At 40.8% G+C, this 26052-nt stretch carries 24 protein-coding genes, 3 pseudogenes and 1 riboswitch; of the genes and pseudogenes, 12 read left to right on the top strand and 15 right to left on the bottom strand.

The features are described from left to right. Together ACIFOT_RS19325 and ACIFOT_RS19320 are read right to left on the bottom strand one after the other, a co-directional pair. Positions 1 to 695: pseudogene (locus tag ACIFOT_RS19325) on the bottom strand (hypothetical protein); the annotation flags it as partial. A gap of 39 nt (positions 696 to 734) precedes the next feature. Next, positions 735 to 1595, bottom strand: a complete 861-nt coding sequence (locus tag ACIFOT_RS19320; protein WP_430066965.1) for a hypothetical protein — start codon at positions 1593 to 1595, stop codon at positions 735 to 737. Positions 1596 to 1868: 273 nt separating this feature from the next. Here ACIFOT_RS19320 and ACIFOT_RS19315 point away from each other — a divergent pair, with 273 nt between their 5' ends. The 4 genes from ACIFOT_RS19315 to ACIFOT_RS19300 all read left to right on the top strand — a co-directional run bounded on the left by ACIFOT_RS19315 (position 1869) and on the right by ACIFOT_RS19300 (position 4584). Next, positions 1869 to 2342, top strand: coding sequence for a hypothetical protein (locus ACIFOT_RS19315; protein ID WP_430066964.1), 474 nt, complete (start codon positions 1869 to 1871; stop codon positions 2340 to 2342). Continuing rightward, positions 2339 to 2842, top strand: a complete 504-nt coding sequence (locus tag ACIFOT_RS19310) for a hypothetical protein (RefSeq protein ID WP_430066963.1) — start codon at positions 2339 to 2341, stop codon at positions 2840 to 2842. Before ACIFOT_RS19315 ends, ACIFOT_RS19310 begins: the two co-directional genes overlap by 4 nt. A gap of 168 nt (positions 2843 to 3010) precedes the next feature. Beyond that, a complete protein-coding gene (locus ACIFOT_RS19305) occupies positions 3011 to 3433 on the top strand; it encodes an organic hydroperoxide resistance protein (RefSeq protein WP_430066962.1) in 423 nt (140 codons plus the stop codon). 200 nt (positions 3434 to 3633) lie between these two features. Further along, positions 3634 to 4584, top strand: a complete 951-nt coding sequence (locus ACIFOT_RS19300) for an isopenicillin N synthase family dioxygenase (RefSeq protein WP_430066961.1) — start codon at positions 3634 to 3636, stop codon at positions 4582 to 4584. A 96-nt stretch (positions 4585 to 4680) separates the two neighbouring features. Here ACIFOT_RS19300 and ACIFOT_RS19295 read toward each other — a convergent pair whose 3' ends face one another. The 3 genes from ACIFOT_RS19295 to larA all read right to left on the bottom strand — a co-directional run bounded on the left by ACIFOT_RS19295 (position 4681) and on the right by larA (position 7331). After that, on the bottom strand, positions 4681 to 5160 hold the full coding sequence (locus ACIFOT_RS19295) for a DUF2231 domain-containing protein (protein ID WP_430066960.1): 480 nt from the start codon (positions 5158 to 5160) through the stop codon (positions 4681 to 4683). 14 nt (positions 5161 to 5174) lie between these two features. Next, entirely contained in the window at positions 5175 to 5513 is a 339-nt protein-coding gene (locus ACIFOT_RS19290; protein ID WP_430066959.1) for a hypothetical protein, read from the bottom strand. Positions 5514 to 5865: 352 nt separating this feature from the next. Continuing rightward, positions 5866 to 5950: riboswitch (cyclic di-GMP riboswitch) on the top strand. A 103-nt stretch (positions 5951 to 6053) separates the two neighbouring features. Next, positions 6054 to 7331, bottom strand: a complete 1278-nt coding sequence (larA, locus tag ACIFOT_RS19285) for a nickel-dependent lactate racemase (RefSeq protein ID WP_430066958.1) — start codon at positions 7329 to 7331, stop codon at positions 6054 to 6056. Positions 7332 to 7645: 314 nt separating this feature from the next. Here larA and ACIFOT_RS19280 point away from each other — a divergent pair, with 314 nt between their 5' ends. Both ACIFOT_RS19280 and ACIFOT_RS19275 read left to right on the top strand, forming a co-directional pair. After that, a complete protein-coding gene (locus ACIFOT_RS19280) occupies positions 7646 to 8545 on the top strand; it encodes an SDR family NAD(P)-dependent oxidoreductase (RefSeq protein ID WP_430066957.1) in 900 nt (299 codons plus the stop codon). A gap of 50 nt (positions 8546 to 8595) precedes the next feature. Further along, the gene (locus ACIFOT_RS19275; RefSeq protein ID WP_430066956.1) at positions 8596 to 9189 is read left to right on the top strand and encodes a TetR/AcrR family transcriptional regulator; all 594 of its coding nucleotides are present in this window, start codon (positions 8596 to 8598) and stop codon (positions 9187 to 9189) included. 162 nt (positions 9190 to 9351) lie between these two features. On the opposite strand, the gene ACIFOT_RS19270 is transcribed toward ACIFOT_RS19275, so the two are convergent. Next, the gene (locus tag ACIFOT_RS19270; protein WP_223595331.1) at positions 9352 to 9708 is read right to left on the bottom strand and encodes a nucleotide excision repair endonuclease; all 357 of its coding nucleotides are present in this window, start codon (positions 9706 to 9708) and stop codon (positions 9352 to 9354) included. 148 nt (positions 9709 to 9856) lie between these two features. Beyond that, entirely contained in the window at positions 9857 to 10747 is an 891-nt protein-coding gene (locus tag ACIFOT_RS19265; RefSeq protein ID WP_430066955.1) for an SDR family oxidoreductase, read from the bottom strand. A gap of 191 nt (positions 10748 to 10938) precedes the next feature. On the opposite strand from ACIFOT_RS19265, the gene ACIFOT_RS19260 reads away from it, so the two are divergent. Further along, positions 10939 to 12876: an electron transport protein gene (locus ACIFOT_RS19260; RefSeq protein WP_430066954.1), complete on the top strand. Its 1938-nt coding sequence runs from the start codon at positions 10939 to 10941 to the stop codon at positions 12874 to 12876. Positions 12877 to 12986: 110 nt separating this feature from the next. Here ACIFOT_RS19260 and ACIFOT_RS19255 read toward each other — a convergent pair. The 3 genes and pseudogenes from ACIFOT_RS19255 to guaD form a co-directional block, all read right to left on the bottom strand. Next, positions 12987 to 13325: pseudogene (locus ACIFOT_RS19255) on the bottom strand (COG4315 family predicted lipoprotein); the annotation flags it as partial. A 48-nt stretch (positions 13326 to 13373) separates the two neighbouring features. After that, positions 13374 to 13826, bottom strand: a pseudogene (locus ACIFOT_RS19250) (COG4315 family predicted lipoprotein); the annotation flags it as partial. A 271-nt stretch (positions 13827 to 14097) separates the two neighbouring features. Further along, entirely contained in the window at positions 14098 to 15471 is a 1374-nt protein-coding gene (gene guaD / locus ACIFOT_RS19245) for a guanine deaminase (protein WP_430066953.1), read from the bottom strand. A 251-nt stretch (positions 15472 to 15722) separates the two neighbouring features. On the opposite strand from guaD, the gene ACIFOT_RS19240 reads away from it, so the two are divergent. The 4 genes from ACIFOT_RS19240 to ACIFOT_RS19225 all read left to right on the top strand — a co-directional run bounded on the left by ACIFOT_RS19240 (position 15723) and on the right by ACIFOT_RS19225 (position 20816). Continuing rightward, positions 15723 to 16976, top strand: a complete 1254-nt coding sequence (locus ACIFOT_RS19240) for a dicarboxylate/amino acid:cation symporter (protein ID WP_430066952.1) — start codon at positions 15723 to 15725, stop codon at positions 16974 to 16976. Between the two features lie 109 nt (positions 16977 to 17085). Further along, entirely contained in the window at positions 17086 to 17763 is a 678-nt protein-coding gene (locus ACIFOT_RS19235) for a response regulator (RefSeq protein WP_430066951.1), read from the top strand. Between the two features lie 14 nt (positions 17764 to 17777). Beyond that, the gene (gene dcuS, locus ACIFOT_RS19230) at positions 17778 to 19373 is read left to right on the top strand and encodes a DcuS/MalK family sensor histidine kinase (RefSeq protein WP_430066950.1); all 1596 of its coding nucleotides are present in this window, start codon (positions 17778 to 17780) and stop codon (positions 19371 to 19373) included. Between the two features lie 63 nt (positions 19374 to 19436). After that, positions 19437 to 20816, top strand: coding sequence for an NAD-dependent malic enzyme (locus ACIFOT_RS19225; protein WP_430066976.1), 1380 nt, complete (start codon positions 19437 to 19439; stop codon positions 20814 to 20816). Between the two features lie 140 nt (positions 20817 to 20956). On the opposite strand, the gene ACIFOT_RS19220 is transcribed toward ACIFOT_RS19225, so the two are convergent. Next, the gene (locus ACIFOT_RS19220; protein WP_430066949.1) at positions 20957 to 21298 is read right to left on the bottom strand and encodes a zinc ribbon domain-containing protein YjdM; all 342 of its coding nucleotides are present in this window, start codon (positions 21296 to 21298) and stop codon (positions 20957 to 20959) included. Between the two features lie 188 nt (positions 21299 to 21486). Here ACIFOT_RS19220 and ACIFOT_RS19215 point away from each other — a divergent pair, with 188 nt between their 5' ends. Further along, positions 21487 to 22404: an aldo/keto reductase gene (locus tag ACIFOT_RS19215; RefSeq protein WP_430066948.1), complete on the top strand. Its 918-nt coding sequence runs from the start codon at positions 21487 to 21489 to the stop codon at positions 22402 to 22404. Positions 22405 to 22876: 472 nt separating this feature from the next. Here ACIFOT_RS19215 and hxlB read toward each other — a convergent pair whose 3' ends face one another. The 4 genes from hxlB to ACIFOT_RS19195 form a co-directional block, all read right to left on the bottom strand. Next, positions 22877 to 23425 carry a 6-phospho-3-hexuloisomerase gene (gene hxlB / locus ACIFOT_RS19210; RefSeq protein WP_430066947.1) on the bottom strand — a complete coding sequence of 183 codons (549 nt, stop codon included), beginning with the start codon at positions 23423 to 23425 and terminating at the stop codon, positions 22877 to 22879. 2 nt (positions 23426 to 23427) lie between these two features. Continuing rightward, the gene (gene hxlA / locus ACIFOT_RS19205; protein WP_430066946.1) at positions 23428 to 24063 is read right to left on the bottom strand and encodes a 3-hexulose-6-phosphate synthase; all 636 of its coding nucleotides are present in this window, start codon (positions 24061 to 24063) and stop codon (positions 23428 to 23430) included. A 64-nt stretch (positions 24064 to 24127) separates the two neighbouring features. Continuing rightward, positions 24128 to 25105, bottom strand: coding sequence for a LacI family DNA-binding transcriptional regulator (locus ACIFOT_RS19200; protein ID WP_430066945.1), 978 nt, complete (start codon positions 25103 to 25105; stop codon positions 24128 to 24130). 264 nt (positions 25106 to 25369) lie between these two features. Beyond that, complete coding sequence (locus ACIFOT_RS19195; RefSeq protein ID WP_430066944.1) at positions 25370 to 26005, bottom strand: bifunctional 4-hydroxy-2-oxoglutarate aldolase/2-dehydro-3-deoxy-phosphogluconate aldolase; 636 nt, start codon at positions 26003 to 26005, stop codon at positions 25370 to 25372. Positions 26006 to 26052 lie beyond the last annotated feature (47 nt).

The following is a 26052-nucleotide window of genomic DNA, read 5'->3' as shown; positions in this document are numbered from 1 at the left end:
GCTTCTTTCTCATCATCTTCCTCAATTACCGCTTCTGCTTCGTCTTCATCTTTTGTTTTGACTACAGCATCCGTTTTAATAACAGTTTGCTTAGAATCTGAATCTTGATCCTCATCAGCATCTTCTTTTTCTTCTGTTTTCACAGCTGAATCCGAATCTACCTCTTCAGACTTTTCATCTTCTTTAACTGCATCAGTATCTTCTTTAACAGCTTCATCATCGGCTTTTACAGCTTCATCTTTTTCAACTTCTGTTGTTGCAGAAGCTGCAGCTTGCTTTTCAACTGTTTCTTCAGCAGGTACCTTTGCAGCCTCTTCAGTTGCTGGTTCTTGAACCTGAGCTTCCTCTGTTTTTGCCTCTTCAGTTTTTCCAACCTTGCCTAATACGGCAGAGTTTGGATTAGCATTCGCTATTGCATTCTTGCTTGCATGATACATAGCTTGAGATTTGCTCGCATTCCCAGAATTAGTCTTTTCTTTAACTACCGGAGCTGCAGGCTTCACTTGAACTGCAGGCTTAGCATTGACATGAACCTTTACACTTTGTTCAGTTTTTACATGAACGTTGTGTTCAGCTTTTTCCTTGCCAAGACCAGCTGCTTCAGTAAAATGTCCTCCTGCAAATACTCCAAAAGATAATGCTCCAGCCAATACAAAAGATTTCATAACAGAATTAGGGTTTAAGTAATGTTTCATTTTTAAATTCGCTCCTTTTATTATCATGTTCCGTGGCATTTAGCGGCGGTTAACCATTTTTAATAAAGGAGCTTCTTGTGGCGGTGGTGCCGGCGGCGCATTCACCCATTGATTAGTCAATAATGCAGATCGTGAAAGGTACAGCTGGACAAATTTGATTTCAAAGTATTTATTCCACTCAAACCACTTATCCAACGTACTTATCGTGTTCAACCCCTGACTGACTCGATCATTTGATGACCCGCCCGAACTATTGGAACGTGGAGTTGGGTTCGTCGCCCGATCGGCGTTAGGGATTTCATCCTTACTGGCAGGGACCTGTCTTTTACTTGCTGGTTTTGCCGCAAGTGGTTCAATAGGTTCTACCTTTTTCGGTTGCGATAAGTGTAAATCTACCCTTTGAGTTTCTAATCGGCTCATTGAATCGCCTGGATTATTTGCACCAAGATTAGAAGAAACAGACAATTTTCTTGAAGTCTGCTTATCCTTTCCTAACCCTTGGTTACTTTCGTTTGTAATGGCTTTTTTCTGTTGGCCTGGTGCTTCAACGTTTTTCTCTGTCTTTTTTACAACCGTCTGGACGTTTCCTTTTGCCTGAGCCGGCAAACTTTTCGGCGTTGCAATCTGTTTTTGGGACATCGCCTGTTGAGAGCTATGATTGGATGCCTGCTGTTTTACTGCGGCTTGATTTTTATTAGCAGTGGCAGGTACTGTCTTATCCATTGCCTTAACTTGGACGTCAGCTTGCAGGTTTTTGCTATCAGCTTTTGCTGCATGTGCAGCTGCATTTTGGGCATTCTGCTGCCCGCTAAGCTCGTTCTTTTCTGCAAAGGCATTGTGTGGTAAAAACAAAGCTGCTCCAACCATAAGGCCTGAAATAATAAAATGGCGGAAGTGCAATCTCTCACCCCCTTTCAACGAGTCATTTCTTACATGACACCATTCGACTCATTGAAACATTTTTTGACCGTTTTCTCCTTTTTACGATGCAAACCATTCTTTTTGCCTATCTCACATGATTCAATTGACTCGTATATTTCATGTACTTAATAAAATTGGACTAATCCAGCAAAGATAAAAAGTAATGTAAAATTCATAAATACCATTTATTAGAACAAAATAATTTGAAGAACTTTTATTCAATAAAATGAGGGGTTAAAGGAGCACCCTTGAATGACTATAATCTTTTATGCAGTATTAAATGTGTTAGCATTATACTTTTTTATCAAAAAAAAGAAAAACCTGCATATACTTGAAATCCTCGTATATTGGATGATATCTTCCTATCTTTTTCAAAACTTTTCAGCACTTTGCTACATGAATTTTAAAACAATCATAATTCCCGATCAGTTAAGCTATGCGTTTGCCCATTTTATAAACCGCATTGTTCTTATTCCTTTGCTTATGGTCACTTTTCTACACTTTTTCCTAACAACAAGTTCCAATTTAAAAAAGCTGCTGTTAATGATTATCTTTATAATTCTGTTTTCAGGTCTGGAATGGCTCGCTGATTTTTTAGGTGTTTTTAAACATGTCCATTGGCAGCTTTGGTGGTCATTTTCCTTTTGGTTTGCCTGTCTGTTAGTGTTAATTGGTTTTATGAAATTCTTTCGTAAAATCCTTTTTAAAGGTGGATTTTATGTATGAACGTTACTTTTGATTGGAATGAATGGTTTAGCATTTTATCAGCTTTAACATTTTTTGGTTTGTTTTTCATCATTCGAAAGTACTTCCCGCTTGTAATGGTAATCATCATTTGGATTTATAATCTTGCGTTTGTTGCAACCATTGATTATTTTTTGATTGCTTCTCCCTTTAAACTTTATATTTTTGGTGATAATCCCAGTTATGAGCTTTCTGGCGGACTATTTCATTTTCTTATCTATCCATCTGCCTCATTAATCTTTTTATTTGTTTATGATAAGTTCGAACTTTATGGAAAAAAAACAGGTTGGTATATTTTGGTTTGGACTGGATTTGCGTTATTTTTTGAATGGCTCTGCGTCATAAATCATGCTCTGACTTACAAAGGCTGGAAGCTGTATTATTCCATTCCAACCTATCCAATCGCTTCCATAATGTTAATTACTCTTTTTCGCTTTACCAAAAAGAAACTCCATAAGCTTTCCCTTCAAAAATCACCATAAAGTTAAAAGAGATGCTCGCAAAGCTTATTAATCGGGTGTATCTTTTTTCGGCATTTTAAATTGTGCGCAATTTAATTGTTGACTATTAATAGGTTTTCCATTATGATTTATTTGTAACGTTGATTGTACACAATTTAATTTCATAAAATATAAAAGGGGAGATTTTTGATGGAAGCATTATACACAGCAAGCGCAACCGCCGAGGGCGGAAGATTAGGGAAGGTTACAAGCAGCGACGGCACACTAGATTTAACACTGTCCATGCCAAAATCCCTTGGCGGACAAGGCAAGGAAAATGCCACGAATCCTGAACAATTATTTGCAGCTGGCTATGCCGCCTGCTTCGATAGCGCACTGAATTTAGTCGCACGGCAAGCAAGAAAGCGGATTGAATCTAAGGTAACTGCAGAAGTTTCTTTAGGAAAAGACGCGGACGGAGGATACAAACTAGCCGCTGCCTTAAATGTGGCAATAGCTGGTGTCACTTTGGAAGAAGCAGATGAATTAGTAAAACTCGCACATGGAGTTTGTCCTTATTCTAAAGCTACTAATGGCAATATCGAGGTTGAATTAACAACTAGCTTACTATAAATGGATAGGAGAAAGGGAAACCAATGGTTTCCCTTTTCTGTCTTTATAATAAGTAAATATTTTATTTATTAATCACTTGATTCTCCCTAATCCTGATGGAATTAGGTCTTTATTCATATCTTTTTATTGTGTTTTTCTTTTAGATATGGTAATTTTTAATAGTTTGATAACGCTTACACCAGAGAAGGAGACATAATCATATGGCAAATCCAGTCATTCGTACTTTAAACCTAAAGCATTTCACATATGGAAACTCAGAACAACGCGCAGCTTTCGCAGAGGAATTTGCTGCTGGTTTAAAAGAAACAGGTTTTATTATTTTAGAAGGCCATGGAGTGGATCCAAAGCTAATCGACAAAAACTACGAGCTTTGGAAACAGTTATTTAGTCTAGATACAGAAACCAAAAAACAATATGAAGGAATTAACGGCGGGCAGCGCGGCTACACCGGTTTTGGTAAAGAACATGCAAAAAACCGTACAGTTGGCGACCTAAAAGAATTCTGGCATGTTGGCCAGGAACTGCCTGAAGGACATGCCCTGCTCAGTCAATATTCTGCTAATATTTGGCCAAATGAGGTTCCTGAACTAAAGCAAAATGCGGTAAACTTTTATCGCGAATTAGAACGTGTCGCTCGCAATATGCTAGAGGCTCTTGCGATGCACTTTGATCTGCGCCCGAACTTTTTTTCCGATATGATTCATGAAGGAAACAGCATTCTTCGTACAATCCATTATCCTCCATTAGAGGAATCCATGGATCCCAATGCCATTCGCGCAGCTGAACATGAAGATATTAACCTGATTACATTATTAGTTGAATCCACTGCATCTGGATTGGAATTGTTAACACGTGAAGGTGAATGGATGCCTGTTAAGGCTGAGCCTGGACAAATTATTGTGGATGCGGGAGATATGCTGTCCCGGATTACAAATGAAGTCATCCCGGCCACCACACATCGCGTCGTGAATCCGGAAGGAGAAAATACTGCTCGTTATTCCATGCCGTTCTTCGTACATCCGTACAGCACTTGTTTATTAGAAACCATTCCATCCTGTATTTCTGAAGATAATCCGGAAAAATATCCAGCAATCACGGCTGGCGGCTTCCTGTATGAAAGATTGGTTGAGATTGGCTTAATTAAAAAATAGGAATTCAGACAAGGAATCTTCCTTATCTTTTATAAAATAGAATTAAAAAAGGGAAAGGTCTCAAGCCTTTCCCTTTTATTATCCGATGCTTCCCTATTAAGATTTCTCCGATTCTGACTTATCATGGATTGGCTCGCTCCCTACAGCGTAACGGTAAACAAGATGTCCGCCAAACCAACCCCCGATCAGAAGAAAAATAAGCCCTAACAAGGAAAGAGAAACAGAACTCATTAACCGCCACCCGTATAGTACATCAACCCCGAAACGAATAAAAAAGCTGCACGTATACATCATGATTGCCGTAATCATAATGATCATATGGCGCATTGCCACACGATCAGCGCCCTCTTCCTGTGGGATGGCCATAAAGTCAATCATTCCAGTAATAAGTGCAGGCAGGGACAAAACCAGTCCTATGGCAAGATTATAAAACGAAAAACTCCACCAGAACGAAGCATCCGTCCAGATTCCAAGCAGATCACCAAGGAACGACACTGGTAATAGGGCCATTGGAAAATGCGTAACGACAGGGTGTACCGGATGCCCCAAAAACCTTAACTTGCCCCGCTGTTTCATTTAACGTCCACCCCTTACAAAACCCCAATAAGTAAGAAAACATATGCGACAACGGCAGCTAATGCATGAATGACGATTAGACCTTTAGGATGAGGCTTATGGCGTAAATGGTAGGAAAAGAGTACGAATCCGCCAAGTGCGGCGATGAGGAATAGGATTAAGGAGGTAATAACAAGTGATCCTGCATTTTCCTGCACGACCCCAAGGATTAAAGTGATAAGACCAATTGCAGCAACGGCTCCATGGATGAGCGATAGACTCATGGGCAACTCTTTCTGACGAAGTCCTAAGACCCCAAGCACCAGACCACCAAGCGCGGCAATGGCAAAAAGAATAACAGATGAGAGCAGCATCTTAACAATCCCCTCCATTTTTCAATTTTCAATCAGCCAACTTCGGATAAAAACAGTAAATCTAATTATTCAATATAAAAATTGATTAATTAGGTTTATACATTATACTTCTGAATTAATTAAAGAATAACTTGTTTAATTAAATTTTTTACTTTATTTCTATTACAAGGAGCAGTGACAGCCTTTTTAAAATGCAGCATTTTACTATCTTTAGCTGTACACTCGCAGGGAAGAAAAAAGGAACTCTAATAACACTTGAGTGACAATGGAAAAGTCATTTCTTAACAAAAAGTTAAAATAAATGTAATTGTCTAAAATTGTCAAGTGTATATTATGAAGTAGTTAAATATTATACTGCTAATAGCAAACACATCGAAAGCTGAGGACGAAAAGCCACGGGTCTAAAGAGGAATCTCCATGATAGCCGGGTTACCACTGTGAGCGCTATGAAAGACGTTTGTCCCAGAGGGCATGCGTTTTTTTATGAGAAGGGATTACTTTAACGTGTTACTACTGTTATGCCTAAGTCTTTTTTCACTCTTAAACCTGCCCTATATACTCTTCTACGTAAGGAATCGTTAATGGACCTAATGGTAAAACAGCAATCGACATATTCTCTCCGTAAGTTTGTTTCAATTCCTCTAAAGTTTGTTCAATATTATGAGTAGGTTTTAGCATGGAACCGATAACTTGTTCATCTGTGAGCTTGGAGTATACATAGACATCTGCCCAAACTTGCGTCACCGCTTGTTTCTGAACCTGCCATTGATCGAACATTTTAAAATTCGGATCATTGATTAGATCCAATAAAGCTTGCGGGCTATCAGCAAATTCAAAAATCTTCGAATAATTCCCATGACTTGGAAGTCCATCCGAGCATTCAGAAGCGACAATAATCGTTCCGCCTTTTTTAACAATTTTATGTGCTGCACTCATCCCTTTAACGGCTTGATAAAGATTTTGGTCAAGGGGGTAACCAGAATTGGATGTAATAACGACATCAAATCGATCGTCACACTTGATCATGGCATGTTCTTTTACAAATTCGCATCCTTTGTCATGGGCTTCATACAATTCACCAGCAAATACAGATGTGATTTCTTTTTCTCTATTTAATGTAACATTTAACATGAAATTAGGTTTACACATACGATTGATCTCACGAGTCATCTCTTGAACAGGGTTATCTTCCATATTCCCCCATGTAGATCGAGCATCCCCAATCATTCTTGCATTATGGAAGGTCATAATCGTTTCAATACCAGCAATGCCTGGCATAATCCCTTTTGGACCTCCAGAAAATCCAGCAAAAAAGTGGGGTTCGATAAACCCGGTTACAATGCGAAAATCGGCTTCCACATATTCCTTATTTAAATATACATCACAATCAAACTTACTTTTTCCAACATTCACTAATGTTTCTTGATCATGACATTGATTGTTAATAATTCTTACATTATCGACAACCCAATCTCCAAGCATTTGAACAAATTCTTCACTTATTTGGTCACGATGGGTACCTGTTCCATTTATAATAACAAAATTTTCGATTGGAACATGATTAAGTTCTTCAATCAGTACGGGTACCATCTTGTGATTGGGTGTTGGTCTCGTAATATCACTGATAACAATAGCCACTTTATCCGTGGCTTTCACCATTTCTTTTAAAGGTGCAGTGCCAATTGGATTTTTTAATGCTTCTTTTAGGGCTTCAATATCATTTTCTAAACCTGGTAAATGATTAGGCTCAACAATAAATGCATCATCAGACACTTCAACTTCAAGTTCATTTTGGCCATATAATAGGTTTGTTTTCATTTTAATCGCTCACTTTCAATTTTTAAAATGTTAAAATAGGTAGTTTTAGAAAAACCAATGCCATTTATTTTCCTAAATAATTATATTATAACTGCAGTCCATTAAATATTAGCCCCTGAGAATGCTCTCAGGGGCTATTTTTCAATTTATTTACCCAGAGAAATTAACTTGCCTGTCTCTCTTGCAGGTTTAAGTCCCTAATCTTCAAATTATTTAAACCATAAATTGTAAATTTTTATTACACTTTCCAAAATGCTTACATACACTATTTATAAATGAATGAATTATTCATTCAAAAAGGAGGCTTTAACGTTATGAGTGAACGAGAATGGAATCTTCAGGATAAATATGTATTGATTACAGGCGCAACAAATGGAATCGGGCTTGCAGCAGCAAAGGCTATTGCTGCACGTGGAGCAAATATCGGAATCATTGCCAGGAATCAGAGAAGGGCAGAAGAAATTTCTATGCTATTAAAAAAGCAAACGAGTAAACCGATAAAAGTGGATATCTTCATTGCTGATCTTTCCTCTCAAAGTTCCATTCGCCAAGCAGCCGAACAAATACTGGAAAGGTGCCCACAGATTGATATATTAGTGAATAATGCGGGAGCTTTATTCGATACCCTTCAGAAGACGGAGGAGGGTGTGGAAATGACATGGGCATTGAACCACTTGGCACCTTTTCTTCTCACTTCGCTTCTTTTAAACCGTCTAAAGGCAAGTGATTCAGCTCGGGTGATCAATACCTCTTCACATGGGCACAAGATGGTGAAAAACGGTTTTGATTTTGATAATATCAACGGTGAAAATCTCTATACGGGAGTTAAAAAGTTAATGGGCGGTCCAACACTTCGCTATGCTCAGACCAAGCTTGCTAATATTTTATTTACATCGGAATTGGCACTCCGTCTAGAAGGAACAAATATTACCGTTCATTGTTTCGATCCTGGACTCGTTGCCACGAATTTTAATCAAAACAATGGAAGGATGGCCAAAGCGACAATGGCTGTCATGAACCTCTTTTCCCGTAAACCGGAGGAAGGAGCGGATACATTAATCTGGCTCGCAGAAATGAAGGATGTCTCCTGGCTAAACGGAAAATACTGTGCTGACAGACGATTGAAGGAACCGACAGCCGTGGCTGCTGACAGAGAATTGGCAAAAAGACTTTGGAAAATTAGTGAAGAACAAGTTGGGGTATCATTGAAATAATTATTATAATTTATCGTGTGAATAAAGCTTATGGAAGAGGATGAACGAAGGTGGCTCCATTAAATGATGACCAACTGGACCAGCTCCGAGATGAGCGGAGAGAACAAATAAAGAAAGCAGCCCTAAAAATATTTGCTCGCAGAGGACTCGTTGGAACTAAAATGAGCATGATTGCTAAGGAGGCGGGTATTAGCCAAGGTCTATCCTATCGATATTACAGTTCTAAGGATGAGCTTTTTATCGCACTTGTTAAAGATGCAATGGAAGAAACAGCCAAGGCATTTGCAACATTAGGACTTATGAAAGGCTCCCCTTCAGAAAAAATCAAAGAATTTACCATAAGAATGCTGGATGCAAGCAATAGGCATTCCTTTATGCTCATACAGCAAGTACAAACATCCGATGAAGTACCTGAAGAAGCAAAAGATATTGTCCAGCAATATCCAACTACTTCTTTTATTGAGCAAATGTTCCCCATATTTAAAGAAGGGCAAGAGAATGGGGAATTTAGTAAAGGCGACCCAGCTGAGCTTTTGATGCTTTATTTCTCAGTCATTTCCGGTTTAATGCTGCTTCCTCATGGATTATATGGGATTGACTTAAATCATAAGGTTGATAGTTTAATGAAAATATTAGAGGAATGAAACAAATTTAAGTCACCTATCGTCATGGTCTCTAACCGGCTCGTATGACGTAGGTGACTTATTTATTGAATGTAATTAATTCAATCCCATCCTTTAAGATATCAATTATAAAAGGCAATAGGTATCGTCATATTTAACAATACCTATTGCCTTAATGAAATTTCACCTAAAAAACACCTTGTCTATATTATATTTTGACTTGAGTTCATTAATGATATACGTTTCGTAAATTTCTCTATATACAGGGTCTTCGATAACACAAACCGCAATTTTAGTGACTTCATCTCTATGCATTTTGATTGGGGATACAGTATCCTCAAAATGCTTTTTAATTCTTTGTCGCAACTTCCTTGCTTTACCAACGAATAGTAGCTCTTGATTATTGTTATAGAACATAAAAATCCCCCCCTTATCCCTAGGGATAAGATGGAATTCTGTAAACCCATAAATATTACTTAGCTCAGGATTATTCTGTTTGGTAATAGTAACAGTTGGTTTTGGAATGGTTATGTTTATCACTTACGCACACTTCCTCTTTCATATATTATCAGTAAATGCTATCATAACATACTTTAGCAAGTTGCCCGCAACTATCAATTCTAGCGGTTTCTTGCTCCACCTATTTTTCCTCAAGAACTTCATCAAGCTATGAAGTACTTGATATTTTTTATCCATTTATAGCGGTTCCTCCGTCTATATTAAGAATTTGTCCTGTTACATATGAGGAGTCGTCCGACGCCAAATAAACATAAAGGGGGGCTAGTTCAAAAGGTTGCGCAGCACGTTTCATTGGGCTGTTGCTTCCCCATGTTGCATAAATTTCTGGTGGGAGGCTTGAAGGGATAAGAGGGGTCCATACAGGTCCCGGAGCAACCCCATTAGCACGAATTCCTTGATTAACGACGGATAATGCTAAAGAGCGGGTAAAAGAGACAATTGCTCCCTTGGAAGCAGCATAATCGATCGCGTCTTCGCTTCCAGTGTAGGCAGAAATTGAAGTTGTATTGATAATAGAGCTTCCTGTTTTTAAATAGGGAATCGCTGCTTGTGTGAGATAAAAAAATGAAAAAATGTTTGTTTGAAATGTACGTTTTAGTTGTGCCGGAGATATGTCACTAATACTTGTCTGGGTATGTACCTCTCCAGCATTATTAACGAGAATTTCAAGATGTCCAAATGCTTCCATTGTTTTCTGAACCACATATTGACAAAACTTCTCATCCCCGATATCTCCTGCAATCGTTAGGCATTTTCTTCCCAATTGCTCCACTCTATCTTTTGTTTCTAATGCATCTCCATGTTCATTTAAATAGACAATCACAACATCTGCTTCTTCTTTTGCAAAGGCAATGGCAACAGCCCTTCCGATCCCACTGTCCCCGCCGGTTATGATAGCTGCTTTGTTCCGCAGTTTACCGCTTCCAGTATAAGAAGGGTTTTCGGATATAGGTCTTGGAATCATCAAGGATTCAATCCCCGGATGTTGGGGTTGGTATTGCGGAGGATATGTGACAGGGACGGTTTCGCATCTTTTTATATACCCAAAATGGTGATACATACATATTTGCCTCCTTCGGTTATTTGTTTTATAGCATATTCTTAAAAATAGATATAGGTGAATGCCTAAGGGGTCAGGTTTTTATCTAATACTTTGTTTCGAAACATGGATTAGAAAAGTATATTTCTTCCGTAAAGGCGGAAAATTAAGGGTGGTTTTTTGCACTTAGTTCTTATAAAGGAGGTAATAGGATGAAATGGATGTATTGTCTGGGTATTATTTTAGCTTTCATTTTTACTTTACGTATACCGGTTTATGCATTTATTCCTTCTGAAAATCAAATTGTAGCACCTGAAAAGGTGACAGTGGAGAAGGCCGAAGATAAACCAGCCTTCGACCTCTGGGGAAGAACCTTCTCCCATAAAAAGGCACATGTATTAATGAAAACAGCAAAAGGAAGGGAGTTATTATCCCCGAAGAACGGTGCTGTCAAAATTGATCAAGCTCTCTTGAATCTAGGAAGAAAGTCATTTTACGAAGAAACATTTGGGAATGAAGTCTTTTTATCCGATATTCTTGGAGCTTTTAACGGACCGCTTACCATTGAAAATTTCCAAAAAGCAATAAAAGAATTAAACGGTAAGGGGACAACAAATTTACAGGTCGAATTGGCTGGAACCGTAACAATGGGAGGAAAAATATATAAAAAAGGAACAAAAGTGGATACCGGTTTTGATGTGGCAAAAGGTTCTGACGAAGTCCTGGGTTTGCCGCTAGTAAAATCTGAGGGAAGGTTAAAAGTTGGACTTAGCTGTGCAGCATGCCATGCCACTGTTGATTCGGTTAATCAAAAAGTGATTGAGGGGGCCGTTAATACGGATGCTAATTTCGGACTGCTCCTTGCATTAGGTACCAACACATCTGCTTATTTTGCACGTGCTGACATTGCATCTCTAAAAGAATATATTAAGAGCTTAGAGAGAATTGTTGTAACAAGCGAAGGAAAAAAAGAACCCTTACCGGATTCAAAGTCATTGGAAGCAGCTGTTGATGATAGTGTATTCAAATGGCCTAAGGGAAACTTTGATGTTTCTAGCGATTTTATAAGTAATCCAACGCAGATCCCGGATTCTTTCACTTTAGGGGATCATCCTTACAGCTGGAGTGGTTTTGCGATGGCAGGACCGTTTAAAGGTTTAAGTACGTTAAATAATGCCGTTCACGCCCAAGGTTCTGATTTGACGACGATTGCCGAAGCTAGTCGAGCTCTTCTTGGCATCGACAAAGAGGTATATTTAGGAACCATTCTGCAGAATGCTGCGAATCCGAAATATCGATTTGATCCAACACAAGGAAAGAAGCCCTCAGAGTTTTTTGCACAGGTTGATCCTACCCCGGATGCTCCTGGAGTAAACCAAGCGATTAAATTGCCCACCTTTCCAAGGTCTTCACTTGTATCACCGAATGGGGTTATTGTTAGCTCACCAGGAACAAAAGCAGGGGAACAAAACAATGCTATGTCAGCATTTCAAAATACTCTCGTTCCTCCAAAAGCACCCGTTAAGATAACTGATAGGGAAAAGCAATTAGGCAAACGAGTATTTGCACAGGGTTCTTGTATATCGTGCCATGCAGGAAGCTTTTATACCAATAATCAAATTATACCCGTAGAAAAAATTGGTACGGAACCGACGCGTGCGCTTGGTTTAAAAAAGGCAGGCGAGTTTTTGAAAGATCCCGTGATTTATTCACCTGATACACCTGTGCCTGTACCAAAAGGTGCACTAGTATTAAAAGTTCCGACTCAAGGCTTAAACCCTGGCCAAATCAATCTTGCGTTTGGAATTGGCAATACAAAGGGAGGATATAAAGTTCCTAGTCTTATTGGCCTTTATTGGTCTGCGCCATATCTCCATGACGGAGGGGTTGCAGTTGGAGCAAATATTAAAACTCAATTTGGACCAGAAGGAACATTAAATAAAAGTATTTTACCTGACCCGTACAACAGTTTACGTGCATTAGTAGATAAAAGCTTGAGAACTCAAGTAATAAAAGCAAATCAGACTTCGGAAAGTCTAAGGAAATCAAATGTGACAGGGCAAGGGCATGAATATTGGATAGATGCTTCAACAGGTTTTTCTCAGCAAGAACAAGATGCTTTAATAAAATATTTACTAACATTGAAATAAACCTTTTAAAGACAGGCAGTCATAATCAACGCCTGTCTTTTAAATGAAAAAAGGCTTCCTCACAACATTCAGTGAGAAAGCCTTTCTAATTTTAAAGATGTTTACTTAAATTAAAAAGTGGTTTCCGCGTTGACAATATACCAAACATTCCCGACACCCTGGCCTGTAACATCGCCCTTTACCTTGTCTTTTATCCAATAATATAGCGGATATCCTTTGTAGGTCACTTGCTCGACCCCATTATCTTCCCGCTTGATCGTGCCAAAATCACTTGGGTTAAAACCTTCCGGAACTTTGAAATCCTTGGCTGAAAATGACGGCCAGTTTTCCAGACATTGTCCGCTGCAATTGCTTTTTCCAGCTTGATCCTTAGTAAAATAATACAGTGTCATTCCTTTTGCATCCGCTAAGTATTTGCCAATCTTGGCATCTTCCAATAATTGCAATTGATTAGCAGTTGCCTCTTCAAAGGTGGTTTGGCTATTAACAATAAACCAGACATTCCCGACTCCCTGGCCAGTTACATCGCCTTTGGCTTTGTCTTTTATCCAATAATATAGGGGATATCCTTTGTATGTTATTTGCTCTACCCCATTATCTTCTCGCTTGATCGTGCCAAAATCACTTAGGTTAAATCCTTCCGGCACCTTGAAATCCTTGGCTGAAAATGCCGGCCAGTTTTCTAAACATTGTCCGCTGCAATTGCTCTTTCCAGCTTGATCCTTGGTAAACCAATATAACGCCATTCCCTTTGAATCCGCTAAGTATTTTCCAACATTCGCATTATCTAATAGTTGTAAACCATTCTCTTCGGACTTACTCCCTTTGTCAGCTGTTACCGTTTCGCTTTTTGGCACCTTCTTTTTCGTAGTCTGATCAGTCTGGCTGTTACAAGCCGCTAATAATAAAATGACTGAAAAAACTGCTAAGAAAAACGTCCACTTCTTCATTTAAGTCCCTCCCCAAAAATTGTTTACATTTGAGGAAACGGACAATGTTTTAAACCGGTTTGATTTATTTTAAAAATTTTTTCAAAAATAAATTCTGTTACTCACCTGAACCCACTGAACAGGAAAAAAGAGTGAGACTAATTGGTGCTCACTCTTTTTGTCTACCTTAACGAATCAGCCGCATACCTTCCCAATCCAATCGATGGCATTTGTTGCGCTGATTTCCCTTTTATAGTGGCGGGACCGTGCAGGATTTGCACCACCGATAACGTCAACGGTCATTTCGCGAATGAACCTTTTCCCCTTGGACCCAGACTTCACGAATGTTTTCCGGCCGTACCAAATACATGATTTTTTGAAAAATGTCGTTTAAATCTTCATTTGCATCATATATAGGCAGCTTGGCAGTTTCTAGTGAAGTATTGATGAGTTGAACATCCCAGACATAGTTTTCCGCAATGCGGCCGATTGGCAGACTTAAACTTTTCCCTCCGCCAGCGGTGGCATAATAGAACGCTTCATTAATCGTAATCCGTGAACTGGGGACACCGCGTTCTTCAGCAGGAAGAGTCGTATCTACACCATCCTCCAACATTCTCGATGACATTACCGCTTGCCTGGCATTATCGAACAGACTAGGGGAAAAACCTCCTGAAATATCCGATCCTAATCCAATTTCTACCCCTTTTGAATGCAGACGAGCGATCGGAATAACGCTATTGGCAAAGTAGGCATTGGAAATAGGACAATGATAGACAGCCGTACCCGTTTCTGCAAAGAGCCCAGCATCGTCATCATTTAAAAAATTACAATGCGCCATAACAGACTTTTCACGTAATAGACCAAAATCATGCAAGGCAAACGCATCATTTTTATGAAAACGATCCTGGACATAGCCATGCTCCCAGTCACTTTCACTGCAGTGTGATTGGATGTAAGTATCATACTTTGCGGCTAATTCTCCTAAGCCTTTTAAAGTATCGTCCGTACAGCTTGGAATAAACCGAGGAGTAACGACCGGGTAAACACCCTGTTTCGTTTGCTTCGTCAATTCGTTGACCGCTAAAATAAACTCCTCTGTATCCGCCAATGCCGATGCAGTATCAGTGTCGCGATAATAATCAGGGGTTTGGTCGGGATTATCCATGACAACCTTTCCCACTAATCCCCTCTGCCCTTTTTTGGCGCATATTTCCGCCAGCGATAAACTCGCTTCTTTATGGACGGTAGCAAAATAAAGCGCGGTCGTTGTCCCGTTAGCGAGTAATGTACTGACGACATCCTCGTACACATTTTTTGCAAAGTCTAAATCGGAAAATTTCGACTCAATCGGAAAGGTATACGTGTTTAACCATTCATAAAGCGGGATATCCAATGCCGTACCGGCCTGGGCCCACTGCGGGGCGTGCACATGCAAATCGATAAAGCCAGGTAACAAATATTGACCGAGAGCTAAACGGTGAAAGTTTTCTCTGCCTTGGTAAGTATCAAGTAAAGCTTGATAACCCGCATCCTCTGCTGCCATGATTTTTTCAATCATTCCGTCCTCATTAATACAAAATAGATGGTCTTTTAAAATTTGAATTTCTTTTGGAGATTTACTTGTAAAAGCAGTCCCTTGGAAAACTCGCGTATATGGTTTCATGAATGACACCCTCATATTCTTGATTTCATACTTGCTATTGTAGGGTAATGAACAAGGCAAGTCCAACAAACTAAAGAAGAGATGCCTCTCAGACCAAAATAACCAAAAAGAACGATATAACCAAAATATTGTCAGATAATTCACTAAAATTTATACTTCATTTATTGATAGCAAAGTTTCTATCAATTTCATCTTGTTTAACTTGTAAGTGTTTACAATATTTTAAAGTTAATAGACTAGGAGGATTGTCAATGAAAATCAATTTTAAGAGTCTTACCACGCAAGTTGTGATTGCCATTGTCCTTGGGATTATCTTTGGTGCCTTATTTCCGAAAATGGGTTCCGAATTAAAAGTGTTATCCGATATTTTTGTCAAAATGATCAAAATGGTCATTGCACCGATTATCTTCTTAACCATTGTCGTCGGTATTGCCGGTATGGGGGATATGAAAAAGGTCGGCCGAATTGGCGGAAAAGCTTTACTTTATTTTGAAATCGTTTCCACCATCTCTTTGGCGATTGGCATTCTGTTTGCCACGATTTTCAAGCCAGGTGCAGGGGTCAATGCCCACAGCGCGAAAGCGGACATTTCCCAATTTACCAAGCAGGCAGCCGAAGGAAGCCACAGCTTCATGGACTTTATCATGGGAATCATCCCTGAAAACTTTATGGGTGCTTTAGCAAACGGCCAGCTTCTTCCGATTCTTTTCTTGGCCGTCCTATTTGGAATCGCCTTAGCGGGCCTTGGCGAAAGAAGCAAGTCTGTCATTGATTTATTTGAAAAATTATCCGAAACCTTCTTCCGGATTGTAAACATTATCATGTACTATTCACCAATTGCAGCATTTGGAGCGATTTCCTATACGATTGGTCAATTCGGAATTGGTTCGCTTTTATCCCTTGGAAAATTGTTCGGGTTAACAGTATTGGCGATGGCCGTGTTTATTGTTGTCATTCTCGGCGGAATTGCGAAATTTTATGGTTTTAATGTCTTCAAATTTATCAGCTATATTAAAGATGAAATCTTTTTAGTATTAGGTACATCCTCATCTGAATCGGCTCTCCCTAAAATGGTGGAGAAGCTTGAAAAATACGGATGTTCAAAATCTGTAGTCGGTCTTGTTGTACCAACCGGGTATTCGTTTAACTTGGATGGAACCTCCATCTACCTATCGATGGCAGCCCTATTCATCGCACAGGCTTTTGGAGTTGACTTAAGCCTTGGACAGGAAGTCACTCTGCTTGGCGTATTAATGCTTACCTCTAAAGGGGCTGCAGGTGTAACAGGCTCCGGTTTTGTTACCTTGGCAGCAACTCTCGCAGCATTCCCAAGCGTTCCAGTTGAAGGAATCGCCCTCCTTCTAGGTGTTGACCGCTTTATGTCAACGGCCCGTGCCCTTACAAATCTTATCGGCAATGGGGTTGCAACGGTGGTTGTTTCCAAAATGGAAAATGAGTTTGATGATAAAGCAGCAGAAAAGTCATCTTTGAGCAAAACGGCTTAACCCTGCTTACAGATGTATAGCTTTCAGCCACGGTATACGTGGCTGTTTCTTTTGTTATCGCCAAAAAGTAAGCTATAATGAGCAAAAAAGCAAGGAAAGGAGAGAATTCATGGAACCGATCCGAATCTTGATTGTCGAGGATGATCCGATGGTCATGGAGATTAACGCGGAATTTGTATCGAAGCTGCCAGGCTTTACGTTAGTCGGAAAAGCCTTTTCTGGCAAAGATGCCCTGTCTTTAATTAAGGAAGTCCATCCTAATCTGGTCCTGCTCGATTACTTTTTGCCGGACATGAACGGATTTTCCCTCCTTCAGCTAATTAGAAACGAAAACTATCCTTTAGATGCCATTCTCTTAACGGCCAACCGCGACCCCCAGCATGTCCAGGAAATTTTCCGCGCAGGGGTTGTCGATTATATTGTTAAGCCGTTCCGGTTTGACCGATTCCAATCGGCGCTGGAGCAGTACCGAAATACCTTTAAAAAGTTCAAGGAAAACCGGCCATTGGAGCAGGCTGATTTGGATGCGATGACAAGAGTCCAAACAAAGCAGCCGGAGCATGAAGAGTCCTTGCCAAAAGGATTAAATGACCGGACCATGAAGCAGGTTTTGCAATTTTTAGAAGGGCACACGGAGCCTCTATCATCTGACGAAGTGGCCGCCGGAACTGGTTTAGCACGTGTTACAGTACGCCGCTATTTAGAATATCTGGAGAAAAAGGGCGACATCATCATGGAAATTCAATATGGTTCCGTCGGCCGCCCTATTAACAAGTACCGGTTATAGAAAGAGGGGGTCTTGTGCGACATAAAAAACCACTGTTTCGTCTGCAAACGACCATCACCCTTCTCGTCTGCGGAGTAGTGGCATTAGCATTATTTGTAACCGATCTGCTCATCAGCCGGGAAATCGGGAACACGACCAAAAACAATCAGGCAGAAAAAGCCATGAATATTGCCAGGTTGACCGCTCATTCTCCCCTTATAATCGAAGCACTTGAGCATAAGCGGAGTGAAAGCGACATCCAGGACTTCACCAATGAAATGGCGAAATCTTCTAACGTCGAATTTATTGTCGTGCTTGATATGATGGGGATTCGAAAATCACATCCTAATCCTAGTAAAATCGGTGAACGATTTGTCGGCGGGGATGAAGGGCCAGTCCTCCATGGCCATGAACATATCTCAACGGCCAAAGGAACCTTAGGCTACTCTTTAAGAGCGTTTACGCCTGTTTACTCAAGTTCGGGGGAACAAATTGGCGCTGTAGCGGTTGGAATTTCCCTTGATAAGGTCAAACAGGATGTAAATAGCAGCAAAAGGGTTATTTTACTGGCCGTCATTTTCGGGGTCTTGATCGGCGTTATCGGCGCTGTTATTGTAGCTAGAAAAATAAAAAAAAGCATGTTTGGGCTTGAACCGTTTGAAATCGGAAAATTGCTGGAAGAGCGAAGTGCCATGCTCCAATCAACAAAAGAAGGCATCCTCGCAGTTGACCAGGACGCCCGGATCACGCTCATTAATAATGAAGCACTGCGTTTATTCGAAGAGGCAGGAATCAAGGAAAATCCAGCAGGACGCTTGGTCGACGAATACATCCCTCAGCTTCATCTGAAAAATGTCCTAAAAACAGGAAAACCCCGGCTGAATGAAGAAATTGATTTATCCGGTATTACCTTGTTAACGAATCAACTGCCCATTCGAGTCGGAAATGAAATGGTTGGGGCGATTACGACATTCCGCAACAAAACGGAAATCAATAAGCTGGCAAAAGAGCTTACGGGAGTCACGCTCTATGCAGAAGCACTGCGGGCCCAGTCCCACGAATTTATGAACAAGCTCCATGTTATTCTCGGGTTAGTTCATCTCAAGCGCTATGAAAAGCTGGCAGACTATATTAACCAGATTTCCGACCACCTTCAAAACGAAGTCGGTTATATCGTTAGTAAAATAAAAGACCCGGCCTTAGCGGGGTTCATTCTCGGGAAAATGAGCTACGCTAGGGAACTGGGGGCGGAGCTGTCTTTCACAGGAGAAGGTGTTCTGCCTGAACCTGCGTCACCGGACATCACGCATGAATTAATCACGATAATCGGCAATTTAATTGATAATGCTTTAGAGGCTTTCACAGACCAGGAAAAGAAGCAAGTATCGGTTTATTTTGACTATTACGATCCAGAGGTTTTTATCGAAGTAGCCGATAATGGGCCGGGAATAAACGAAGAACTTTCGGAAAAAATCTTTTACAAAGGCGTTTCGACGAAAGGGAAGGATCGAGGAATTGGTTTATCTCTCGTGAAGCGAAGTGTGGAAAAACTTCATGGGAATCTGGAAGTTTCATCAGTTATTGGAGAGGGAACAAGATTTATGCTTAAGATCCCTTATCAAATTAAATAGAAAAATCACCTTCAAGGAGTGTTCAGAATGCCAATTGGAAAAGGTTCAAGTACACATATTATCATGCGTTTACAATTAGACGTGGAGGTTTTTTCATTCGGTGAAATTGCCAGCTGCATCAGCAATGCAGGCGGCGATATTATCGGGGTCGATGTAATTTCCTCAAGCAAAACTCATACCATCCGGGACATCACTGTCAACGTCCATGGCTTGAAGCATAGCCGGCTGATGGGCGAATTAATCTCTAAACTGAAGGGCGTCAAGGTTCTGCAAATTTCGGATCGAACATTCCTGATGCATTTAGGAGGAAAAATCGAGACCGCACTCAAAACGAGAATTAAGAACAGGGAAGATTTGGCGAGGGTCTATACGCCTGGAGTAGCAAACGTCTGCACCGCGATTGCCGAAGAACCTGAAAAGGCTTATTCGTTAACGATTAAGCGTAACACGATTGCTGTTATCTCTGACGGAACTGCCGTCCTAGGCCTTGGGAATATTGGACCCTATGCCGCCATGCCGGTTATGGAAGGTAAGGCGATGCTCTTTAAACAACTGGCGAATGTCGATTCTTTCCCACTCTGTCTCAATACGGAAGATACGGAAGAAATCATTCGTACCATTAAAGCCGTTGCCCCGGCCTTTGGCGGAATCAATTTAGAGGATATTTCTGCACCAAGATGCTTTGAAATCGAAAAAAGATTAAAGGAAGAGCTCGATATCCCTGTTTTTCACGACGATCAACATGGAACCGCCGTTGTGCTTCTAGCCGGACTTTTAAACGCTTTAAGAATTACCAATAAAAAGCTTGAGGATATCAAAGTAGTCTTCACTGGCATTGGTGCAGCTGGAATGGCGTGTACAAAGATTCTCCTTTCAGCTGGGGTTCGCAACATTATTGGAGTGGACAGGCATGGGGCAATCCACCGTGATGTTCAGTATGACAATCCTTATTGGAATGCCTACGCTAAAATGACCAATCCCGATAATCTAAAGGGATCTTTATCAGAGGTTATTGTAGGGGCTGACGTTTTTATCGGCGTTTCCGCTCCTGGAATCTTGAAGGTTGAGGATGTAAAAACGATGGCGAAGGATCCGATTGTATTCGCCATGGCCAACCCGGAACCGGAAATTAACCCGGATATCGCCGAGCCATACGTACGGGTAATGGCGACCGGCCGCTCCGATTACCCGAATCAAATCAATAATGTTCTTTGTTTTCCGGGAATATTCCGCGGTGCGCTCGACTGCCGTGCGCATGAAATCAATGAAGAAATGAAAGTAGCGGCAGCGAAAGCGATTGCTTCCGTTGTTTCGGATGAAGAACTAAGCGAATCGTATATTATTCCGAGTGTGTTCAATGATAAGGTCGTGGAACGGGTCCGCGCAGCCGTGGTCCAAGCAGCCCATCAGACTGGCGTCGCACGGAAAGAACCGCGCCCGTGATTTTAGTTTTTTCAAGTTTATCGGCGGATTTTTGAGGTTTATCGGCGAATTTGGAAATTTATCGGCGAATCGAAAAATCACCCCTCTTAAAATAATTGGGACAGTTGTCATAACTGTCCCTTTTTTGTAAAAAGATTAATTTAAACTTTTTTTACAAATTCAGATTTTAATTTCATCGCACCAAAACCTTCAATTTTACAGTCTATATCATGATCTCCTTCTACTAACCGGATATTTTTCACCTTGGTACCTACTTTTAAGACTGAGGAGCTCCCTTTTACTTTAAGATCTTTGATGATGGTTACCGTATCACCATCATTTAGGACATTTCCATTGGCATCCTTGAAAACCTTTTGATCTTCACTATTATCTGTTTCTAATTCTGAAGACCACTCATAGCCACATTCAGGGCAAACAAAAAGATTCCCATCCTCATAAGTGTATTCCGAATGACATTTTGAACAATTAGGCAAAGTAGACATAGCGGCATTTCCTCCATTTATTATCTTACATAAAGCATAGTCCAGCCTATATCTATTTGCAAACCCTCATATCACTTTCAAAAAATTTTTAACCAACTTTCCCCCTTAAAAATTGATAGTTTTAAGAATAGTATGTCAAAATAGGTAGGAAGATCACTGAAATAGGATAAAATGGAGGGATTTTGACCATGAGAACGATGAAACTCGGAAGCAGTTCAATCGAAGTACCGGTCCTGGCCGTTGGCTGTATGCGAATTAATTCGCTGGACAAACCTGATGCTGAGCGCTTTGTCCAGACTGCTTTAGAAGAAGGGGTAAACTTTTTCGACCATGCCGATATATATGGCAGCGGGACATGTGAGGAAATTTTCGCTGATGCCATTCATATGAATGCTGCCGTTCGCGAAAAAATCATTTTGCAATCCAAATGCGGCATTCGCAAGGGCATGTTCGACTTTTCGAAGGAATATATTTTAGAATCCGTCGACGGAATATTAAAGCGCCTGAAAACCGAATATCTTGACGTTCTCCTACTGCATCGCCCGGATGCGCTTGTGGAGCCTGAAGAAGTCGCTGAAGCCTTTGATAGTCTTGAAAGTTCCGGAAAAGTGCGGCATTTCGGTGTATCGAACCAGAATCCGATGCAAATCCAGCTTCTTCAGAAATTTGTGAAGCAGCCAATTGTGGCAAACCAACTGCAATTAAGCATCACTAACGCCACGATGATTTCGAATGGTATTAATGTCAACATGGAAAATGATTCAGCCATTAATCGGGATGGAAGCGTGCTTGATTTTTGCCGATTGAATGACATTACCATTCAACCATGGTCTCCCTTTCAATATGGATTCTTTGAGGGCGTATTCCTTGGCAGCGACAAGTTCCCTGAGTTAAATCAGAGGATTGATGAAATCGCTGCTAAATATGAAGTGAGCAACACGACCATCGCGGTTGCGTGGCTATTGCGTCATCCCGCCAAAATGCAGCCTGTCATTGGTACCATGAATCTGGACAGGTTAAAAGATTGCTGTCAGGCAAGCGAAATTCATCTGACACGGGAAGAATGGTATTCTATCTATCGTGCTGCGGGCAACATATTGCCATAAACAGTAAAGATATGTCCTTCATCCAAGCGATGAGGGACATAACCTTTCTTAAAACCCCGATTAATGTCTTTCATCCGTACTATGAAAGACAAAACTCTTCTTAAAAACCGGATTAATGTCTTTCATCCATGCTATGAAAGACAAATCTCTTCTTAAAAACCGGATTAATGTCTTTCATCCATGCTATGAAAGACAAATCTCTTCTTAAAAACCGGATTAATGTCTTTCATACGTACTATGAAAGACAAAACTCTTTTTAAAAACTGGATTAATGTCTTTCATCAGGGCTATGAAGGACAAAACTCTTCTTAAAACCTTGATTAATGTCCTTCATCCAGTCCCTGAAAGACAAAACTCTTCTCAAAACCATGATAAGTATCCTTCATCCGGGCCTTTTTCGTAATGATACAAAAAAAAAAGTCGGCCTCTAAGCTAATTAGAGACCGACTTTTTTTCAATAATTCATTTGTTATTATTCCAAATTACTATGCCGGCCGAACGCTTCGGAATGGTCCACTTCGTTCAGCTTGCCAAACAGCAGGCAGATTGTATCAAACAAAATATGCACACTTTGGTCAAAAAGAGATCCAAGCGGCTGAATCGTTTGTAATTCATTCTCGCGCCGATACTTAGTTGCTGCCGGTACATGTAGGATATGAGTAGAGGCCGCAGCCAGTGGTGACTCAGGATTGGTGGTAACTGCCATCACCGAGCAGCCGATTGATTGTGTTTTTTCAGAGGTCCAAACCACACTCTTCGTTGTACCAGAGCCCGATACCGCCACCAGGAGATCCCCCTGTTCAATCGATGGGGTAATCGTTTCACCCACTACATACACCGTTGCCCCCAAATGCATCAATCTCATCGCAAATGATTTTGCCATTAAGCCGGAGCGGCCTTCACCAATAATAAAAATCCGCTTTGCTTGGTGCAATTCGGACGCTAATGTTTTGAGCTGCCCTTCTTCTACCTGACTAATAACCGTTTCTACTTCTTTTAAAATTGTTTTGATGACTGACATCTTTATTCCCCCTGCCCAATTGCTTGTTTAAATTTTACCGCGGCCTCTGAAGGATTTTTTGCTTTTGTAATCGCCGAGCCCACAATGACCACTGATGGATTTAATGTCTTTCTTAAACTTTCCAACGAATCCAACGTAATTCCGCCCGCAGCTGCTAGTTTAAGAGTCGGATCTGAAAGAAGTTCGCCGTGCTTTGTACCCAAGTTTTGTGCCCCGGATTCTTCTTGTTCATCTTTACTTACATGAGCGCAAAATATGGCTTCGTTGTACTTTAATAATTCGCATACTTGTTCTTTTGAGGTATTCAATAAATCAAACATTACCAATTTGTTATAACGTTTGGCCACTTCGATGCAGGCATCAATCGTTACGAAAGGGGATACCCCCATAACAGTGGCGATATCTGCCCCGGCCTCGAAGGTCATTTCGAATTCATAACGGGCATTGTCAATCGTTTTCATATCAGCCACAATCACCTTATTTGGAAAAGCTTGCTTTAGCTCTTTTACACTGCTCATCCCAAATTCTTTAATTAAAGAGGTTCCTACCTCCACCCAATCAATGGAATCCTCCACTTGTTTGGTAAGTTCAATGGCTTCGGCGATCGTCATTCGGTCCAAGGCAAGTTGTAATTTCATTGTTTTAATCTCCTTACTAAATCGGTTTAGTAAAACTGCAAATGAGAGGGTGTCAGGCACCCGCCTACACCATCTGACTTGGGAACACAAACTCTTCCGGTTCCCGCTCGACTTTATTGATTTGATCAAACAGCAATTCCGCTGCCTTCCGCCCCATTTCCGAGGCTGGCTGGACAATAAAAGAAATCGGTGTTTCGACTAAATGAGCAAACGGAATATTATCAAAGACGATTAGTTCAACATCCTTGCCAAGTTTAAGACCCTTTTCTTTTAAACATTCCACAACCGCTAGAAAAACACGGTCATTTCCAGCAAACAAAGCAGTCGGCCGCTCCTTCAGGGAAAAGAGTTTTTCTAATTTGCCCTGCATTTCACTAATGCTGGATTCAATAATGAAATCATCGGTTACTTTTAAACCGGCATCTATCATCGCTTTTTTATAGCCTTCCAATCGATCCCGGCGCGTACTGACCGTTAAGGGCTGCACAGCAAAGGCAATGTTTTGATGGCCCTTCGCAATCAAAGATTGAATGGCCTTATAGGTGGACAAAACGTTATCGGTTAGCACCGAAAACGCATCGAGATTTTCAACCCTTCGATCGACAAATACGACTGGGTAGCCTTGCTTGATCATGCTTTCATATAAATCATTATTTTTTCCGGTTGGAAAAATAATTAGGCCGTCTACTTGCTTAGCCCGAAGCATCTCAATATAACGCTTTTCTTTTTCCGGATTATCATCGGCGTTGCACACGATGGCGTGCAAATCATGATCTTGGCAGAAGTCCTCAATCGCGCGGCTGATCTCGGTTGATAAATAGTGCATAATATTGGCCACGATGATGCCGACCATCGAGGTACGCTTTTGCTTTAAGCTCCTGGCAATATAATTAGGCTGATAGCCCAGCTTTTCTATCGCTTCTTCAATTTTTTGTTTTGTTTTTTCACCCATGTATTCAAACCGTTTGTTGAGAAATTGCGAAACGGTACTTTTAGAGACACCGGCTTCTTTCGCTACATCGGCCATTGTTACTTTTTCCATATAATCCACTCTTTCAATCTGCATCAATGACTTCATTTTAGCGATAAATTATCGGTTTTTCCAGTTTTGTAAATATTGTTTTAAAATAAGAGACGTGTGTTCATTGCCCGGGATGCACGGAAAGGAGCTCCCACGGTAAATGAAATGGCATTTCATTGCCCGCGAAGCTCGAAATTGAGCTCCCACGGTAAATGAAATGGCTGTTCATCGCCCGCGAAACTCGAAATTGAGCTCTCACGGTAAATGAAATGATTTCGGTTCAACTCATCCACGCGCAATCATAACCTCTTCTATCAACTTCCTGGCATTTTGTGTGACCTCGAATAAATAGTCCTCTGTAAGTGCCCTGCCTGGATCAACCAAGGAAGTTCCGACACCAACCGCCACCGCTCCAGCTCGAATATAATCCTTGGCATTTTGCAGGTTAATACCTCCTGTTGGCATCAGCGGGATATGCGGCAGCGGACCGGCAATATTTTTAAAATAACCAGGACCCACCGTTCCCGCAGGGAAAACCTTTATCGCATCCGCGCCATGTTCATAAGCGTTTAGAATTTCCGTTGGGGTAAAGGCACCCGGCACACTAATTACCCCATACCGTTTCGTCATGCGGATTGTTTCCACATTGACAGTTGGCGAAAAAATAAACTTCGATCCGGCCATAATAGCCGTCCGTGCTGTCTCTGGATCGAGGACAGTCCCAGCGCCAACCAACAAGTCATCCCCAAATATATCTGCAGCTTTTTCAATAATCGCTAAGGCCTTCGGCGTTTCCATCGTGATTTCAAGAGCTGTGACTCCGCCTTCTTTAAGGGCGTTTCCCATTGGAATAATAGATTCAAGAGTGGCACCGCGAATGACCGCAACAACTGATCTATTTTTAAGTTCCTCAATCCCCATTCAAAATCTCTCCCTTTAATGGCCAACAGCTTTAGAGACGAAACTCT

This window comes from Neobacillus sp. NRS-1170 (assembly GCF_050468025.1).
Note: the sequence above shows the minus strand (reverse complement) of the source record. Positions and strands in the feature narration are given on the sequence as shown.